This window comes from Streptomyces sp. NPDC002779, assembly GCF_042888685.1.
In the GTDB taxonomy this organism is placed as follows: domain Bacteria; phylum Actinomycetota; class Actinomycetes; order Streptomycetales; family Streptomycetaceae; genus Streptomyces.
On sequence record NZ_JBIAQC010000009.1, the window covers coordinates 178,624 to 196,400 of the forward strand.

Below are 17,777 nucleotides of genomic sequence, written 5' to 3' on the forward strand. Positions count from 1 at the left end.
CCCCCATCACGCAGCGAAACCGGGTGTGGACGCACCGAAAAGCCGACAGCGGAAGGATTAGTGCAGCGTCATCCCAATCGGGACACAAGGGCACGCCGATGACGCCCCAAAGGGGGTGAACAGCACACGGCCTGCGGCCTGTCGAGGCCGCCCGGGGTGGCGAACCTCACACCTGCGGGCAGCCCGGACGCTCGGCGGAATTCGGCCATCCGGCGGACCCGAATTCCTTGATCTGCGGGGCAGTTCCCGGGGCCCGCCGCCCTGCCGGATTTTCTTTGTATCGCGGCTGCACGCTCGGTGAACGGCTAGCGCATTTCCGTCATCAGGCCGCGCAGAAAAGCCAGGTCCACCTCTTCCAGCGAGCCGACGACGGTCCGCCGGTGGGCCGGGGCGATGGTGGCGACCGAGGGCACCACCACGACCTGGCAGCCGGCCGCCTCCGCCGCCGCGACCCCGGTCGCGGTGTCCTCGACGACCGCGCATCTGGCCGGATCCACGCCGAGTCCGGCCGCGGCGGCCAGATAGGGGTCGGGGTGCGGCTTGGTGCGCGGCACCTCGTCGCCGGCCACCGTCAGCGCGAAGTACTGCGGGCCGAGCGAGGCCAGGACGCGGTCGATGATGCGCCGGTGCGAGGCGGAGACCAGGGCGGTGGGGATCTCGTGCGCGGCCAGTTCGGCCAGCAGCCGGGTGGCGCCCGGCATCAGCGGCAGGGAGCGTTTGATGCGCTCCTCGAAGCCCTGGTTGAGGAGCACCGTGAGTTCGGCGAGGGTGATGTCGGCACCGGTGGCCTCGATCAGGAATCCCGCACTGCGGCTCATGGGACCGCCGACCACGACATGGCGCCAGGAGTCGTCGAGGGTGTGCCCGAGACCGGCGAAGACCTCGGCCTCGACGTCCCACCAGAACCCCTCGGTGTCCACGAGGGTGCCGTCCATGTCGAGGAGTACGGCCTGGAGGGCGGAGCCTTCCGCCGTACGGGTTACTGGCGCGGGGACCGTGCTGGTCATCCGGGCGCACCTCCTTGAGGGACGATCAGGCCGGTTCCCGCGCGGGGAACCGGCCTGCAGTGGACCGACCAGTGTACGTCGTGTGTCGCTGCGCCGCCCTGTTTAACCGACGTGGCCCGGGGCACACCGGAGCCTCGGTCGAGGGCGCCTCGCCTACCGGGGGCCGGCGGGCGTCAGCGCGCGTTGAAGTACTTCGCCTCCGGGTGGTGGATGACGATGGCGTCCGTGGACTGCTCGGGGTGCAGCTGGAACTCCTCGGAGAGGTGCACCCCGATGCGCTCGGGCCGGAGCAGTTCGGCGATCTTCGCGCGGTCCTCCAGGTCGGGGCAGGCGCCGTAGCCGAGCGAGAAGCGGGCGCCCCGGTACTTCAGGGCGAACATGTCCTCGACGTCGCTCGGGTCCTCGCCGGAGAAGCCCAGCTCGGAGCGGACGCGCGCGTGCCAGTACTCGGCCAGGGCCTCGGCCAACTGCACGGACAGGCCGTGCAGTTCGAGGTAGTCGCGGTAGGAGTCGGACTCGAAGAGCCGGGCCGTCTCCTCCCCGATGCGGGAGCCGACGGTGACGACCTGGAGGCCGACGACATCGGTCTCGCCCGACTCCTCCGGGCGGAAGAAGTCGGCCAGGCACAGCCGGCGGCCGCGGCGCTGGCGGGGGAAGGTGAAGCGGGTCCGCTCGTTGCCCTGGTCGTCCAGGATGATCAGGTCGTCGTCCTTGGACACGCAGGGGAAGTAGCCGTAGACGACGGCCGCTTCGAGGAGGTTCTCGGTCTGGAGCCGGTCCAGCAGACCGCGCAGGCGGGGGCGGCCCTCGGTCTCGACCAGCTCCTCGTAGGTCGGGCCGTCGCCGGTGCGGGCCTGCTTGAGGCCCCACTGCCCCTTGAACAGCGCGCCCTCGTCCAGCCAGGAGGCGTACTCCTTGAGCTGGATGCCCTTGATGACGCGGGTGTCCCAGAAGGGCGGCGTGGGCACGGGGTTGTCGGTGGCGACGTCGGAGCGGACGTGCCCCTCCTCCGGGCGCTCCTCGACCACCGTCTGGGCGGTGGCCCTGACCCGGCGCTGCTTGAGCTCGGGCAGCTTCGCGCCGGGCACGCCGCGCTTGACGCCGATCAGGGCGTCCATCAGGCGCAGCCCCTCGAACGCGTCGCGGGCGTAGCGGACTTCACCCTCGTACAGCTCGTGCAGGTCCTGCTCGACGTAGGCCCGGGTGAGGGCGGCGCCGCCGAGGATGACGGGGTAGTCCGCCGCCATGCCGCGCTGGTTGAGCTCCTCCAGGTTCTCCTTCATGATCACCGTGGACTTGACCAGCAGGCCGGACATGCCGATGACGTCGGCCTTGTGCTCCGCGGCGGCGTCCAGGATCGCGGAGACCGGCTGCTTGATGCCGAGGTTGACGACGTTGTAGCCGTTGTTGGACAGGATGATGTCGACGAGGTTCTTGCCGATGTCGTGCACGTCGCCGCGGACGGTGGCCAGCACGATGGTGCCCTTGCCCTCGGCGTCGGACTTCTCCATGTGCGGTTCGAGGTGGGCGACGGCGGCCTTCATGACCTCGGCGGACTGGAGCACGAAGGGCAGCTGCATCTGGCCGGAGCCGAAGAGCTCGCCGACCACCTTCATGCCGTCCAGCAGGATCTCGTTGACGATGTCGAGGGCCTTGCGGGTCTGCAGCGCCTCGTCGAGGTCGGCCTCCAGGCCGTTGCGCTCGCCGTCGATGATGCGGCGCTTGAGGCGCTCCTCCAGCGGCAGCGCGGCCAGCTCCTCGGCCCGGCCGGCCTTGAGGGACTTGGTGGTGGCGCCCTCGAACAGGGCCATCAGCTTCTGCAGCGGGTCGTAGCCCTCGGCGCGGCGGTCGTGGATCAGGTCGAGGGCCGTCCGCACCTCCTCCTCGGTGAACCGGGCGATCGGCAGGATCTTCGAGGCGTGCACGATCGCCGAGTCCAGGCCCGCCTTGACGCACTCGTCGAGGAAGACGGAGTTGAGCAGGACGCGGGCGGCCGGGTTCAGGCCGAAGGAGATGTTCGACAGGCCCAGCGTGGTCTGCACCTCGGGGTGGCGGCGCTTGAGCTCGCGGATCGCCTCGATGGTGGCGATGCCGTCCTTGCGGGACTCCTCCTGACCGGTGCAGATGGTGAAGGTCAGGGTGTCGATGAGGATGTCCGACTCGTGGATGCCCCAGTTCCCGGTCAGGTCGTCGATCAGCCGCTCGGCGATCTCGACCTTCTTCTCCGGGGTGCGGGCCTGGCCCTCCTCGTCGATGGTCAGCGCGATCAGCGCGGCGCCGTGCTCCCGGGCGAGCTGGGTGACCTGCGCGAACCGGGACTCGGGGCCGTCGCCGTCCTCGTAGTTGACGGAGTTGATGACGGCACGCCCGCCGAGCTTCTGCAGGCCGGCCCGGATGACGTCGACCTCGGTGGAGTCCAGCACGATCGGCAGCGTGGAGGCGGTGGCGAAACGGCCCGCCAGCTCCTCCATGTCGGCGACGCCGTCCCGGCCGACGTAGTCCACGCACAGGTCGAGCATGTGCGCGCCCTCGCGGATCTGCTCGCGGGCGATCTCCACGCAGTCGTCCCAGCGGGCGTCGAGCATGGCCTCGCGGAACTTCTTGGAGCCGTTGGCGTTCGTCCGCTCGCCGATCGCAAGGTAGGAGGTGTCCTGCCTGAACGGGACGGTCTGGTAGAGGGAGGCGGCGCCCGGCTCGGGGCGCGGGTTGCGCTCGCCGGGGGTGAGGGTGCGGGCCCGCTCGACGACCTGGCGCAGATGCTCGGGGGTGGTGCCGCAGCAGCCGCCGATGAGGCTGAGGCCGTAGTCGCGGACGAAGTTCTCCTGGGCGTCCGCCAGGCCCTCGGGGCCGAGCGGGAAGTGGGCGCCGTCCTTGGTGAGGATCGGCAGGCCCGCGTTCGGCATGCACAGCAGCGGGATGCGGGAGTGCCGGGTGAGGTAGCGCAGGTGCTCGCTCATCTCGGCGGGGCCGGTGGAGCAGTTCAGGCCGATCATGTCGATGCCGAGCGGCTCCAGCGCGGTGAGCGCGGCGCCGATCTCGGAGCCGAGCAGCATGGTGCCGGTGGTCTCGAAGGCCATGGAGGCCAGCAGGGGCACCTCGACGCCGGTCGCCTCCATGGCGCGGCGGGCGCCCAGCACGGACGCCTTGGTCTGCAGGAGGTCCTGGGTGGTCTCCACGATCAGGGCGTCGGCGCCGCCGGCCAGCAGGCCCTCGGCGTTCGCCTGGTAGCCGTCGCGGATCGTGGTGTAGCCGACGTGGCCGAGGGTGGGCAGCTTGGTGCCGGGGCCGATGGAACCGAGCACCCAGCGGGTACGGCCGTCGCGGGCGGCGTACTCGTCGGCCACCTCGCGGGCGATGCGGGCACCGGCCTCGGACAGCTCGTGCACGCGGTCGGCGATCTCGTACTCCGCCGCCGCCGTGTGGTTGGCCCCGAAGGTGTTCGTCTCGACGCAGTCGACGCCCACCGCGAAGTACGCGTCATGGACGGAGCGGACGATGTCGGGCCGGGTCAGGTTCAGGATCTCGTTGCAGCCCTCGAGGTTCTCGAAGTCCTCGAGCGTGGGGTCCTGCTCCTGGAGCATGGTGCCCATGGCTCCGTCGGCGACCACCACCCGGGTGGCGAGGGCCTCGCGGAGGGCGGACACACGGGTCCGGCTGTCGGCGGAAGGGGTCTGTGGCAACGAGGCCATGAAAGGGCTCCCTGAGGTGCGACGGCTGTCGGCTTTGCGCCCTTGCGGTCTGTTCCGCGGTGGGCGCACGCCGCCAGGGTAGCCGGGACCGGGACCTGATGGTCAGGGCGTCCACGGGACGGACGAGGATGACGGGCGGGCCGCCCGCGGGATACGAGTGACACAACGGATCGCTGCGGACCATTGGCGGTTGGTCGGCATGGACCGGTAGTGTTCGGCATTGCCGAACAACGGCGTCGTCGAGGTCGGCGATCGAGGGGACGGAGGCAGGACGGCGATGGCACGGAACATCCAGTCGCTCGAACGGGCGGCGGCGATGCTGCGGCTCCTCGCGGGCGGCGAGCGCCGGCTCGGCCTGTCGGACATCGCCTCCTCCCTGGGGCTCGCCAAGGGCACCGCGCACGGCATCCTGCGCACCCTCCAGCAGGAGGGGTTCGTCGAGCAGGACGAGGCCTCCGGGCGCTACCAGCTGGGCGCGGAGCTGCTGCGCCTGGGCACCACCTACCTGGACGTGCACGAGCTGCGGGCGCGTGCCCTGGTGTGGACCGACGACCTGGCCCGCTCCAGCGGGGAGAGCGTCTACCTGGGCGTCCTGCACCAGCAGGGCGTGCTGATCGTGCACCACGTCTTCCGGCCCGACGACAGCCGGCAGGTGCTGGAGATCGGGGCCATGCAGCCCCTGCACTCCACGGCGCTGGGCAAGGTGCTGTCGGCGTACGACCCGGTCGCGCACAGCGAGGCGCTGGAGGCCGACCGCAAGGCGTTCACCGACCGGACCGTGTGCGACCTGGAGAGCTTCGAGCGCCTCCTCGACACCACACGCGCGCGCGGGTACGCGGCCGACGTCGAGGAGACCTGGGAGGGCGTCGCCTCGCTGGCCGCCCCCATCCACGACCGACGGCGGATGCCGGTCGGCGCGGTCGGCATCACGGGCGCCGTGGAGCGGCTGTGCCAGGACGGCGAGGTACGCCCCGAGGTGATCGCCGCGGTACGGGACTGCGCCCGCGCGGTGTCGCGGGATCTGGGCGCCGGGCGCTTCTGACCTCACCACCGGATCACCGGAGCGCCGTCGGCGTTCCGGTCTTCGGCCTACCCTGAGACGGACAAATGGGGATGTTCGCGTCAACCTCCCCTCCGCACATCGATAGCCCAGGGCGATCAATAACGATCGTGCTTTCGATAACAGAACTCTTGACTCACCTGTGAAGCCGGAGCAAGACTCCCGTCCATCGGTCGGCATTGTCGAACACCTACCGGCAATAAGCGCTAGAGTGTGGCAACGCCAAGGGCCGGTACAGCTCTCATCCCCGAGGGCGCGAACCACCGGTGGGACCCGGGGTTCGGCTTCCCCTGGACGAAGGACAAAGGAGTCGCGGGTGTCCAGCTCCGACATCTTCATCGGCGAGACCATCGGTACCGCCATACTCATCCTGCTCGGCGGCGGTGTCTGCGCCGCCGTCACGCTGAAGGCCTCCAAGGCCCGTAACGCCGGCTGGCTCGCCATCACCTTCGGGTGGGGCTTCGCGGTCCTCACGGCGGTCTACATCTCGGCGCCCCTGTCCGGCGCCCACCTGAACCCGGCCGTGACCCTCGGGCTCGCGATCAAGGACGACGGCATCCCGTGGAGCGACGTCCCGACCTACGTCGGCGGACAGCTGCTCGGCGCCATGATCGGTGCGGCCCTGGTCTGGGTCGCCTACTACGGCCAGTTCCTCGCCCACCTGACCGACAGGGAGATCGTCGGCGGTCCCGGCGCCGAGACGACCACCGCCAAGGCGGTCGAGGCCCGGGAGAAGGGCGCGGGTCCGGTCCTCGGCGTCTTCTCCACCGGTCCGGAGATCCGGGTCGCCTGGCAGAACGTGGCCACCGAGATCATCGGCACCGTGGTGCTGATCCTCGCGGTCCTCACGCAGGGCCTGAACGCGGCCGGCGACGGTCTCGGTGCCCTGGGCGGTCTGATCACCGCGCTCGTGGTGGTCTCGATAGGTCTGTCGCTGGGCGGTCCGACGGGTTACGCGATCAACCCGGCCCGTGACCTCGGCCCGCGCATCGTGCACGCCCTGCTGCCGTTGCCCAACAAGGGGGGCTCCGACTGGGGCTACGCCTGGGTCCCGGTGGTCGGCCCGCTGATCGGCGCGGCCGTCGCCGCAGGCATCTACAACGTCGCTTTCGTCTAAAGCTCACACGGACGCCCGAAGCACAGGTAGACACGTCCCCTTGAAACCACGGACCCTCCAGGAGCACACAGTGACCGACGCCCACACCGCCGGCCCCTTCATCGCCGCCATCGACCAGGGCACCACCTCCTCCCGCTGCATCGTCTTCGACCGCGACGGCCGTATCGTCTCCGTCGACCAGAAGGAGCACGAGCAGATCTTCCCGAAGCCGGGCTGGGTCGAGCACAACGCCACCGAGATCTGGACCAACGTCCAGGAGGTCGTCGCCGGAGCCATCGCCAAGGCCGGCATCACCCGCGACGACATCAAGGCCATCGGCATCACCAACCAGCGCGAGACCACCGTGCTGTGGGACCGGAACACCGGCGAGCCCGTCCACAACGCCCTCGTCTGGCAGGACACCCGCACCGACTCGCTCTGCAGGGAGCTCGGCCGCAACGTCGGCCAGGACCGCTTCCGCCGGGAGACCGGCCTGCCGCTCGCGTCCTACTTCTCCGGCCCGAAGGCCCGCTGGCTGCTGGACAACGTCGAGGGCCTGCGGGAGCGCGCCGAGGCGGGCGACATCCTCTTCGGCACCATGGACACCTGGGTCATCTGGAACCTGACCGGCGGGGTCGACGGCGGCAAGCACGTCACCGACGTCACCAACGCCTCCCGCACCATGCTGATGAACCTGCACACCATGAAGTGGGACGAGAAGATCGCCGAGTCCATCGGCGTCCCGCTGACGATCCTGCCGGAGATCCGCTCATCCGCCGAGGTCTACGGCGAGGTCACCGGCGGCAAGCTGGGCGACCTGCTCGGCGGCATCCCGGTCGCCTCGGCGCTCGGCGACCAGCAGGCGGCCCTGTTCGGCCAGACCTGCTTCTCCGAGGGCGAGACCAAGTCCACCTACGGCACCGGCACCTTCATGGTGATGAACACCGGCGACAAGATCATCAACTCCTACGCGGGCCTGCTGACCACCGTCGGCTACAAGATCGGCGACCAGCCGACGGTCTACGCGCTGGAGGGCTCGATCGCCGTCACCGGCTCCCTGGTGCAGTGGATGCGCGACCAGATGGGCCTGATCTCCACCGCGGCCGAGATCGAGACGCTCGCGCTCTCCGTCGAGGACAACGGCGGCGCCTACTTCGTGCCGGCCTTCTCCGGCCTGTTCGCCCCCCACTGGCGCTCCGACGCCCGCGGTGTGATCGCCGGCCTGACCCGGTACGTCACCAAGGCGCACCTGGCGCGCGCCGTCCTGGAGGCGACCGCCTGGCAGACCCGGGAGATCGCCGACGCCATGGTCAAGGACTCCGGCGACGAGTTGGTGACCCTGAAGGTCGACGGCGGCATGACCTCCAACAACCTCCTGATGCAGACGCTCTCGGACGTCCTGGACGCGCCGGTGGTGCGCCCGATGGTCGCCGAGACCACCTGCCTCGGCGCCGCCTACGCCGCCGGCCTCGCCGTCGGCTTCTGGTCCAGCACCGACGAACTGCGCGCCAACTGGCGCCGGGCCGCCGAGTGGACCCCCCACATGGACGCGGAGACCCGCGACCGCGAGTACAAGAACTGGCTCAAGGCCGTCGAACGGACCATGGGCTGGATCGACGACGACGACAACTGACCGGAGCGCGCGGGGAGCTCGGCAGCGAGTTCCCCGGGAGCTTCGCCGCACGCTCTGACGAGGAGTAAGAACCCGAAATGACCAGTCAGTCCACCCTCCAGTCCGTGCCTGCCCTCGGCACGCGCCCGGCCTCCGGCTCGAACCCGAGCCGTGCCGAGACCCGGGAGCAGCTCTCCAAGGCGTCGTACGACCTTCTCGTGATCGGCGGCGGCATCCTGGGCATCTCCACCGCCTGGCACGCCGCGCAGTCCGGTCTGAGGGTGGCCCTGGTCGACGCCGGCGACTTCGCCGGCGCCACCTCCTCCGCCTCCTCCAAGCTCCTCCACGGCGGTCTGCGGTATCTGCAGACCGGCGCGGTGAAGCTGGTGGCGGAGAACCACTTCGAGCGCCGTGCGGTCTCCCGCCAGGTGGCCCCCCATCTGGCGAACCCGCTCACCTTCTACCTCCCCGTGTACAAGGGCGGGCCGCACGGCGCGGCGAAGCTCGGCGCGGGCGTCTTCGCCTACTCCGCGCTCTCCGCGTTCGGTGACGGCGTCGGCCACCTGCTCTCCCCGGCGAAGGCCGCGCAGGACGTGCCCGAGCTGCGCACCGACAACCTCAAGGCCGTGGCCGTGTACGGCGACGACCAGATGAACGACGCCCGGATGGCGTTGATGACGGTCCGCGCGGCCGTCGAGGCGGGCGCCGCCGTCCTGAACCACGCCGAGGTCACCGGCCTGCGCTTCACCCGCGGCCGGGTCACCGGCGCCGAGCTGCGCGACCGGGTGTCGGGCGACGAGTTCGGCGTCGACGCCCGCCTGGTGCTGAACGCCACCGGTCCCTGGGTGGACCACCTGCGCACCATGGAGGACCCCAAGGCCGCACCGTCGATCCGCCTGTCGAAGGGCGCGCACCTGGTCCTGAAGCGGACCTCGCCCTGGAAGGCGGCGCTGGCCACCCCGATCGACAAGTACCGCATCACCTTCGCCCTGCCGTGGGAGGACATGCTCCTGCTCGGCACCACGGACGAGGAGTTCGAGGGCGACCCGGCGGACGTCTCCGTCACCGAGAAGGACATAGCCCAGATCCTGGACGAGGCCGCGTTCTCCATCCGCGACCAGCAGCTGTCCCGGGATCTGATCACCTACTCCTTCGCCGGTCTGCGGGTGCTGCCGGGCGGACCCGGCGACACCGCGAAGGCCAAGCGCGAGACGGTCGTCACCGAGGGCCGCGGCGGCATGCTGTCGGTCGCCGGCGGCAAGTGGACGACCTTCCGCCACATCGGCCGCACGATCATGAAGAAGCTGGAGGCGCTGCCGGGCCACCCGCTGGGCGACGACTTCGAGCCGATCAGCACCCTGCCGAAGAAGATCCCGCTGCCCGGTGTCGCCAACCCGCGCGCGGTCGCGCACCGCCTCCTGGTGGACGGTCCCGCGCCGGGCCCGCGCATGGGCGCCGACACCGCCCGGCACCTGGCCACCCACTACGGTTCGCTGGCCTTCGACATCGCCCGGCTGGCCAACGACAACCCCGAACTCGCCGAGCGCGTCCACCCCGACGCCCCGGAGATCTGGGCCCAGGTCGTCTACGCCCGCGACCACGAGTGGGCGGAGACGGCGGACGACGTCCTGCGCCGCCGTACGACGCTGACGATCCGCGGACTGGCCTCGGACGACGTGCGGGCGAAGGTCCAGGACCTGCTCGACAAGAAGTAGCCCGCGGCGGGCGCCGGTGACGTGCCTCCATAATGTGCTCAGACATCGGATGTCTCAGCACACTGGAGGCCGTCATGGCAGTCACCGACGAGGCGATCGAGAAGATCAAGGGCATGATCGTCTCCGGTGCGCTGCGCCCCGGCGACCGGCTCCCCAAGGAGAGTGAACTCGCCGCCGGACTGGGCCTGTCCCGCAACTCCCTGCGCGAGGCGGTGCGCGCCCTGTCGCTGATCCGGATCCTGGACGTGCGGCAGGGCGACGGCACGTATGTGACCAGCCTCGATCCGCAACTGCTGCTGGAGGCCATGAGTTTCGTCGTCGACTTCCACCGCGACGACACCGTGCTGGAGTTCCTGGCCGTCCGGCGCATCCTGGAGCCGGCCGCGACGGCCATGGCGGCGGCCCGCATCAGCGAGCGGCAACTGGACGAGCTGGCCGAGCAGTTGGACGGGCTCGGCACCTCACCCTCGGTGGAGGAACTCGTCGCCTGCGATCTGGAGTTCCACCGGGCGATCGTGCGGACCTCCGGCAACTCGGTGCTGTGCTCCCTGCTCGACGGGCTGTCGGGGCCCACCACCCGTGCCCGGATCTGGCGGGGGCTGACCCAACAGGACGCCGTCGGCCGCACCCTGTACGAGCACCGGGCGATCCTCACCGCCCTGCGCGACGGGGACGCGGAGGCCGCCCGCTCGTGGGCGACGGTGCACATCGCGAGCGTGGAACAGTGGCTGCGCTCCGCCCTGTGAGGACCACCGGACGAGGGGGTGTTCCGGGGTGGCGATCGGGGCAGTGATCCGTTCACTCCCCCGTGCAAGGGGGCTGCGGGCGCCCCCGCCGCACGCCGTAAGGTTGGGTCGTCAGGCGAGGGCACGTCGGAAGGAGGCACTGGGTGATCGAGCTCGAGGGGGTTCCCGAGCTGATCGACCCGGTCATGGTGGCCGCGTTCGAGGGCTGGAACGACGCCGGCGACGCCGCCTCCACCGCGGTCGCGCATCTGGACAGGGAGTGGAAGGGCGAGGTGTTCGCGGCGCTGGACGCCGAGGACTACTACGACTTCCAGGTCAACCGCCCCACGGTGTGGATGGACGCGGGCGTACGGAAGATCACGTGGCCCACGACACGGCTGTCGGTGGTCCGGGTCGGCGGCGAGAAGCCACGGGACCTGGTGCTCGTCCGGGGCATCGAGCCGTCCATGCGCTGGCGCTCGTTCTGCAACGAGTTGCTGGCCTTCGCGCACGAACTGGGCGTGGAGCTGGTGGTCATCCTGGGCGCCCTGCTCGGCGACACCCCGCACACACGTCCGGTCCCGATCAGCGGGACCACGTCGGACCCGGATCTGGCCCGCCGGATGGACCTGGAGGAGACCAAGTACGAGGGGCCCACGGGCATCGTCGGCGTCCTTCAGGAGGCGTGCACGCACGCGGGCGTGCCGGCCGTCAGCCTCTGGGCGGCCGTACCGCACTACGTGTCGCAGCCACCCAACCCGAAGGCGACCCTGGCGCTGCTGAACCGGCTCGAGGACCTGATCGACGTGCGCATCCCGCTGGGCGAGCTGCCGGAGGACGCGCGCGCCTGGCAGGTGGGCGTGGACCAACTGGCCGCCGAGGACACCGAGGTCGCCGAGTACGTGCAGACGCTGGAGGAGGCCCGGGACACCGCGGAGCTGCCGGAGGCGTCGGGCGAGGCCATCGCGCGCGAGTTCGAGCGGTATCTGCGGCGCCGGGACGGCGGCCCGCCGGTCGGCGGACACGCCACGGACGGCGGGGACGGCACCTACCTGCGGGACAACCCCAGCGGTCGCACCCGCCCGCCGAAGCCACCCAAGCCGGGGCCCGAGGACGACGAGTCGTCGGAGGACTGAGGCCGTGCCAGTAAGCGGATGAGGGCGGTGCGCCGGTGCGCACCGCCCTCATCCGTCACCTCGGCACGGAGACCACGGAGTACGCCGTGGTGGGCGTCGGCGGGGTGGTGAACCGCGCGTTGGGCAGGTAGAGCCGCCCCCGGTACGCGGCCACCGTCGTCGGCACGTCGAAGGCGGGGTCGGTGATCCGGCGCCGGAAGACACCGCTGCGGCCGTCGGCGGCCAGCGTGAAGACGTCGATCGCGTTCTGCCGGTTCTGCACGACGTACAGCGTCCGCCCGGTCAGCAGCAGTCCGTCGCCGTTGGTGAGCGGTGCCGCGTCGCCGAGGTCGACGAGTTCGGTGACGCCGGTGCGCGGATCGACCCGGTACAGGGCGCCGACCCCGGACTGCACCACGAGCAGCGCCGAACCGTCCGGGGTGCGGGTGATGCCGTTGGCGTTGACGACCTCGCCGGGCACCTGGCGCCAGGCGCCGCCGAGAGGGATCCGCACGACCTCGTCGGCGCCCGGCAGTTCGCCGTGCCGGCCGAGCGGGAGGGCGTACAGGGCCGGCTGGTAGGAGTCGGTGAACCAGGCCGCGCGCCGGGTCAGGAACACGTCGTTGGCGAAGGTCGGGGTGGTGGTGGTGAGGACGTACGAGGCGAGGATCTCGCCGCTGCGGGCGTCCACCACCCGGGCGCCCTGGCCACGTCCGGCGACGAACAGCCGTCCCCGGTCGTCGAGTTTGAGCCCGACCGAGGGCGTGCCGGGGCCGGGCGAGACGATCGAGCCCGATCCGGTGCGCAGATCGGCGCGGTAGAGGGAGCCGTCGCCGAGGGAGCCGAGGTAGGCGTACGGCCCGCCGCCGATCGTGATGCCCTCCGGACGGAAGCCGTCGGGCAGCGCGATGACGGTGGGCCCGGCGACGGCCCGGGCGGGGGCGCCGACGAGTGCGGCGCCGGTCGCCGCGGCGCCGGCGGTCAGCAGTCCGCGGCGGGTGAGATGACGTGCGAAGGAACCGTGAGTGGGAGCCACGGGGAGCCCTTCCGCGAGGGGGACCGGCGGGTGGCCGGTCCAGCGGTCAACTACCGCTCCACCCCACCACACGGGCCGCCCGCATCACAGGCCCCGACAGTCCTTCGACAGCGTCTCGACAGCATCCGGCCGCGGTGCCGGACCCGGCGGAGGGCGCTTCCCGGCCACGGCGAAGCGCCCCCACGCGCGTGCTACAGCGCGACCCCGAGCAGCGCGTCCACGGCACGGGAGACGACACCGGGAGCGCCCTCGTCCGTGCCGCCCCGCTCCTCCTGGAGCGCCGCCCAGCGGTCGACCGCGGCGAGCGCGGCCGGGGCGTCCAGGTCGTTCGCGAGGGCCGCGCGGATCTCCTCGACGAGCGCCTCGGCGGGCGGGCCGTCGGGCCGGGACACGGCGGCGCGCCAGCGGCCGAGGCGGGCGACGGCGTCCCGGAGGACCTGGTCGGTCCACTCCCAGTCGGCCCGGTAGTGGTGGGAGAGGAGGGCGAGCCGGATGGCGACCGGGTCGACGCCCTCCCGGCGCAGCGTGGAGACGAAGACCAGGTTGCCCTTGGACTTGGACATCTTCTCGCCGTGCAGGGCGACCATGCCGGCGTGCACGTACGCCTTGGCCATGGGGAACTCGCCGGTCAGCACCTCGGCGTGCGAGGCGCCCATCTCGTGGTGCGGGAAGGCGAGGTCGGAGCCGCCGCCCTGGACGTCGAAGCCCATGCCCAGGTGGTCCAGGGCGATGGCCACGCACTCGATGTGCCAGCCGGGGCGGCCCCGGCCGAGCGAGGCACCGTCCCAGCTCGGCTCGCCCGGACGGGCGGCCATCCACAGCATCGGGTCGAGCGGGTTCTTCTTGCCCGGGCGGTCCGGGTCGCCGCCGCGCTCGGCGGACAGCAACCGCATGGCAGCCGCGTCGAGGTGCGAGACCTTGCCGAAGTTCGGGTCGGCCTCGACGGAGAAGTAGACGTCGCCGTCCAGTTCGTAGGCGGCGCCCGCGTCCCGCAGCCGCTCGACGAGCGGGACGATGCCGGGTATCGCCTCGACGGCGCCGATGTACTGGCGCGGGGGCAGCATGCGCAGGGCGGTCATGTCCTCGCGGAAGAGGGCGGTCTCCTTCTCGGCGAGGGCCACCCAGTCGATGCCGTCACGCTCGGCCCGCTCCAGCAGCGGATCGTCGACGTCGGTGACGTTCTGGACGTAATGGACCTGCCGCTTGGTGTCGAGCCACACGCGCTGCACGAGGTCGAACGCGTTGTAGGTCGCCGCGTGTCCCAGGTGGGTCGCGTCGTACGGGGTGATGCCGCAGACGTAGAGACGGGCGACGGGACCGGGCTCGAGGGTGACGAGTCCACCGGTCGCGGTGTCGTGGATCCGGAGGTCGCGGCCCGTGCCGGGCAGGGCGGGGACCTCAGAAGCGGGCCAGGCATACATGTCATGAGCGTAACCGGACCGGCGTTCCATATACGAACCGGACCGGGCCGGATGGCCGGTAAGGCGCTCTTGCGCGTGACCGGCCCTTGTGCCTTGCGGCTATACCGGCGGCCAGGGGATCGCGGGCCACTCCCCGCTCGGCTCGGGATGGGTGCCGGAGGTGAGCATCGCCTCGACCCGCGCGCGGGTGGCGTCGATCTCCGCCGGGGTGATCAGGGAGGTGAGCGTGGCGGTCAGGGGACCGTCGGGGCCCAGCGCCGCCTGCAGGTCCTTGAGCACCTCCACCGCCTCCCCGGTCAGGGCCTCCCCCGCCCAGCCCCACAGCAGGGTCCGCAGCTTGTTCTCGGCGTGGAAGGTGACCCCGTGGTCGATGCCGTACAGCCGCTCCTCGGCGGCCGGCAGCAGATGGCCGCCCTTGCGGTCGGCGTTGTTGATCACGGCGTCCAGGACGGCGAGCCGTCGCAGCCGTTCGTCGTCGGCGTGCACCAGCAGGGCGGTCCGCCCCTCACCGACCTCGGCGAACCCGATGGCCTTCCAGCCTTCCTCCGGCTCCTCCCGGTCCACCAGCGCGAGCAGTTCGGCACCGGGCACGACGTCGATCCACAGCTGACACATGCCCTCCCCGTAGGGCCCGTCGCGCAACACGGTGGGCGGTACGAGCCCCCAGCCGGTCGCCTCGGAGACCGCGTACGCGGCGACCTCCCGCTCGGCGAGGGTGCCGTCGGGGAAGTCCCACAGCGGGCGCTCGCCGGAGATCGGCTTGTAGACGCAGGACGCCTCCTGGCCCTGGTGGGCGACCGTGCAGAACAGGGCGGCGTTGGAGGCCTCGCGGATGCGGCCGCGGACGGTCAGCTCACCCTCGCTGAGCAGCTCCAGCGGGGTCACGCTCCGCGGCGGTATCCGTTCTGGCGCGGACATACGTGTCCCTCCGGGTCCAGGGGCAGGCTGCACAGCGGGCACGGCGGCCGCCCGGCGTTGACGACGTCCAGGGCGCGCTTGGCGAAGGCCCGGGCCTGCACGCCGGTGAGCCGGACCCGCAGCATCGGGGGGCCGTTCTCCTCGTCCTGGAGCAGTCGCTCCTCGGCCTCGGCGAGGTCCTCCTCGGACTCGGCTTCCAGCTCGACCAGTGCCTGCGCCTCGACGATCATGCGCTGTTCGTCGCCGTCCCAGGCCAGCGCCATGGTGCCGACCCGGAACTCCTCCTCGATCGGGGTCTGCAGAGGTTCGGTGTCGGCGACCTCGGTGGGGGCTACGGCCGGTACCGCGGCGCTGCCGCCACTGCGCCGTACGACCTCGTCGAGCAGTTCGTCCATGCGCTCGGCGAGCGCTGCCACCTGCGTCTTCTCCAGGGCCACGCTGGTCACCCGAGAGCCGGCGGTGGCCTGGAGGAAGAACGTACGGCGTCCGGGCAGTCCGACCGTGCCGGCCACGAAACGCTCCGGCGGGTCGTAGAGGAACACCTGACGGGACACGTCCTGTCTCCATGGGAATCGTGGTCGGACTCGTGATCGGGCCGCTGGCGCGACCGCTTCACCCTACTGCGCCCGACGATCACGGTGCGCCCGCACCGCCCCCTACGGGAGCGTCACCGGCCGGCGGTTCCTCGCGCGGCGCCAGGGACGCGAAGTCGCCGGTGTCACCGAGGCGCAGGAGAAACGGCCTGAGCCGGGTGTAACGGATCGCCGTGATGGAACACGGTTCGACAGCAATCCGCTGGAAGAGGTCGAGATGAAGTCCGAGCGCGTCCGCGACAAGAGATTTGATGATGTCGCCGTGGGAGCACATCAGGTACACGGCGTCGGCGCCGTGCTCGCGCTCCACGCGCGCGTTCCACTCCCGTACGGCCTCCGCGGCCCGCGCCTGCATGGCCCGCATCGACTCACCGCCCGGGAAGGCGGCCGCCGAGGGGTGTGCCTGGACGACGTCCATCAGCGGCTCGTCCTTGAGCTCGGCGAGCTTGCGGCCCGACCAGTCGCCGTAATGGCACTCCCCGATCCGTTCCTCGGTGTGCGCGCGCAGCCCCGGCCGGGCGTCGAGGAGCGGCCGGACCGTCTCCTCGCAGCGCTGCAGGGGGCTGGTGACCACCTCGGAGATCGGCAGCTCGGCGAGGCGCCCGGGCAGGGCGGCGGCCTGCGCGGCGCCGCGTTCGTCGAGGGCGACGCCGGGCGTCCAGCCGGCGAGCAGTCCCTCGGTGTTGGCGGTGGAACGTCCGTGCCGGACCAGGATCAGCGTGGGCATGCGGCCCAGCGTAGGCGCACCACGAGGTGTGCCGAGGAAGAGTGGACAGGAGAATACGCACTGTGATCGTCGACTGCGCCATCTACCGCGAAGGGCGGCGGGCGGACGGCCCCGAGGACCTCTCCGACGCACTCGCCGAGGCACGGTCCGTCGGCGGCTTCGTCTGGATCGGCCTGCACGCTCCCTCCGAGGAGGAGTTCGACCGGGTCACCGAGGAGTTCGCGCTGCATCCGCTGGCCGTCGAGGACGCCCTCAAGGCCCACCAGCGCCCCAAGCTGGAGGTCTACGACGACTCACTGTTCCTGGTCCTCAAGCCGGTCGTCTACGAGCCGCACAGCGACACCGTGTCCTCCGGCGAGATCATGGTCTTCCTCGGCGACGGCTTCGTGGTGACGGTCCGTCACGGCGAGGGTTCCCCGCTGAAGACCGTACGGCATCGTCTGGAGGAGGAGCCGACGCTGCTCGGCAAGGGGCCCACGGCGGTGCTCTACGCCGTCGCGGACGCGGTCGTGGACCACTACCTGGAGGTCGCGACCGAGCTCCAGACCGACCTGGAGGAGCTGGAGGCGGAGGTCTTCTCCCCGGTCGACGGCGGCTCCCGGCACACCGCCTCCCGGATCTACAACTTCAAGCGGCAGGTCCTGGAGTTCCGCCGGGCGACCGGGCCGCTGGCGCCGCCGCTCGGGCGGCTGTCCGGGTCGAGCGGCGGGCCCGGCGGGTCGGTGCCGTTCGTGGACGACCGGGCACGGCCGTTCTTCCGGGACGTCAATGACCACCTCACGCGGGTGAACGAGTCGGTGGAGGGCCTGGACCGGCTGGTGTCGGACATCCTCTCGGCACATCTGGCGCAGATGAGCGTCCGGCAGAACGACGACATGCGGAAGATCTCCGCGTGGGCGGCCATGGCCGCGGTCCCCACGATGATCGCGGGGGTCTACGGCATGAACTTCGAGCACATGCCCGAGCTGCGCTGGGCGTGGGCGTACCCGGCCGTGATCGTACTCATGGCGGCCCTGGAGGTCCTGCTCTACCGGATGTTCAAGAGCAGGGGGTGGTTGTAGCC

At 71.1% G+C, this 17,777-nt stretch carries 14 protein-coding genes; 7 read left to right on the forward strand and 7 right to left on the reverse strand.

The window, feature by feature from the left end; all coding sequences use genetic code 11:
- Window positions 1–305 precede the first annotated feature (305 nt).
- Complete coding sequence (locus tag ACFYW5_RS25420; protein ID WP_389419375.1) at window positions 306–1,007, reverse strand: HAD family hydrolase; 702 nt, start codon at window positions 1,005–1,007, stop codon at window positions 306–308.
- Window positions 1,008–1,180: 173 nt separating this feature from the next.
- On the reverse strand, window positions 1,181–4,696 hold the full coding sequence (gene metH, locus ACFYW5_RS25425; protein WP_389419376.1) for a methionine synthase: 3,516 nt from the start codon (window positions 4,694–4,696) through the stop codon (window positions 1,181–1,183).
- Between the two features lie 277 nt (window positions 4,697–4,973).
- On the opposite strand from metH, the gene ACFYW5_RS25430 reads away from it, so the two are divergent.
- From ACFYW5_RS25430 to ACFYW5_RS25455, 6 genes are all read left to right on the forward strand, one after another.
- Window positions 4,974–5,738, forward strand: coding sequence for an IclR family transcriptional regulator (locus ACFYW5_RS25430; RefSeq protein ID WP_389419377.1), 765 nt, complete (start codon window positions 4,974–4,976; stop codon window positions 5,736–5,738).
- 334 nt (window positions 5,739–6,072) lie between these two features.
- Complete coding sequence (locus ACFYW5_RS25435; protein WP_389419378.1) at window positions 6,073–6,873, forward strand: MIP/aquaporin family protein; 801 nt, start codon at window positions 6,073–6,075, stop codon at window positions 6,871–6,873.
- A 70-nt stretch (window positions 6,874–6,943) separates the two neighbouring features.
- Entirely contained in the window at window positions 6,944–8,485 is a 1,542-nt protein-coding gene (gene glpK / locus ACFYW5_RS25440) for a glycerol kinase GlpK (RefSeq protein ID WP_389419379.1), read from the forward strand.
- A 77-nt stretch (window positions 8,486–8,562) separates the two neighbouring features.
- Window positions 8,563–10,179: an FAD-dependent oxidoreductase gene (locus ACFYW5_RS25445; protein WP_389419380.1), complete on the forward strand. Its 1,617-nt coding sequence runs from the start codon at window positions 8,563–8,565 to the stop codon at window positions 10,177–10,179.
- A gap of 74 nt (window positions 10,180–10,253) precedes the next feature.
- Complete coding sequence (locus tag ACFYW5_RS25450) at window positions 10,254–10,925, forward strand: FadR/GntR family transcriptional regulator (protein ID WP_389419381.1); 672 nt, start codon at window positions 10,254–10,256, stop codon at window positions 10,923–10,925.
- 143 nt (window positions 10,926–11,068) lie between these two features.
- Entirely contained in the window at window positions 11,069–12,040 is a 972-nt protein-coding gene (locus ACFYW5_RS25455) for a PAC2 family protein (protein ID WP_389419382.1), read from the forward strand.
- 55 nt (window positions 12,041–12,095) lie between these two features.
- On the opposite strand, the gene ACFYW5_RS25460 is transcribed toward ACFYW5_RS25455, so the two are convergent.
- The 5 genes from ACFYW5_RS25460 to ACFYW5_RS25480 form a co-directional block, all read right to left on the reverse strand.
- Entirely contained in the window at window positions 12,096–13,055 is a 960-nt protein-coding gene (locus ACFYW5_RS25460; RefSeq protein ID WP_389419383.1) for an SMP-30/gluconolactonase/LRE family protein, read from the reverse strand.
- A gap of 191 nt (window positions 13,056–13,246) precedes the next feature.
- Window positions 13,247–14,476, reverse strand: a complete 1,230-nt coding sequence (mshC, locus tag ACFYW5_RS25465) for a cysteine--1-D-myo-inosityl 2-amino-2-deoxy-alpha-D-glucopyranoside ligase (protein WP_389419384.1) — start codon at window positions 14,474–14,476, stop codon at window positions 13,247–13,249.
- Window positions 14,477–14,575: 99 nt separating this feature from the next.
- Complete coding sequence (locus tag ACFYW5_RS25470) at window positions 14,576–15,394, reverse strand: SCO1664 family protein (RefSeq protein WP_389419385.1); 819 nt, start codon at window positions 15,392–15,394, stop codon at window positions 14,576–14,578.
- Window positions 15,358–15,948 carry a DUF3090 domain-containing protein gene (locus ACFYW5_RS25475; RefSeq protein WP_389419386.1) on the reverse strand — a complete coding sequence of 197 codons (591 nt, stop codon included), beginning with the start codon at window positions 15,946–15,948 and terminating at the stop codon, window positions 15,358–15,360. The genes ACFYW5_RS25470 and ACFYW5_RS25475 overlap by 37 nt, the downstream gene beginning before the upstream one ends.
- Window positions 15,949–16,027: 79 nt before the next feature.
- A complete protein-coding gene (locus ACFYW5_RS25480) occupies window positions 16,028–16,714 on the reverse strand; it encodes a histidine phosphatase family protein (RefSeq protein WP_389419387.1) in 687 nt (228 codons plus the stop codon).
- Between the two features lie 62 nt (window positions 16,715–16,776).
- Here ACFYW5_RS25480 and corA point away from each other — a divergent pair, with 62 nt between their 5' ends.
- Complete coding sequence (gene corA, locus ACFYW5_RS25485; protein WP_389419388.1) at window positions 16,777–17,775, forward strand: magnesium/cobalt transporter CorA; 999 nt, start codon at window positions 16,777–16,779, stop codon at window positions 17,773–17,775.
- Window positions 17,776–17,777: the final 2 nt, after the last annotated feature.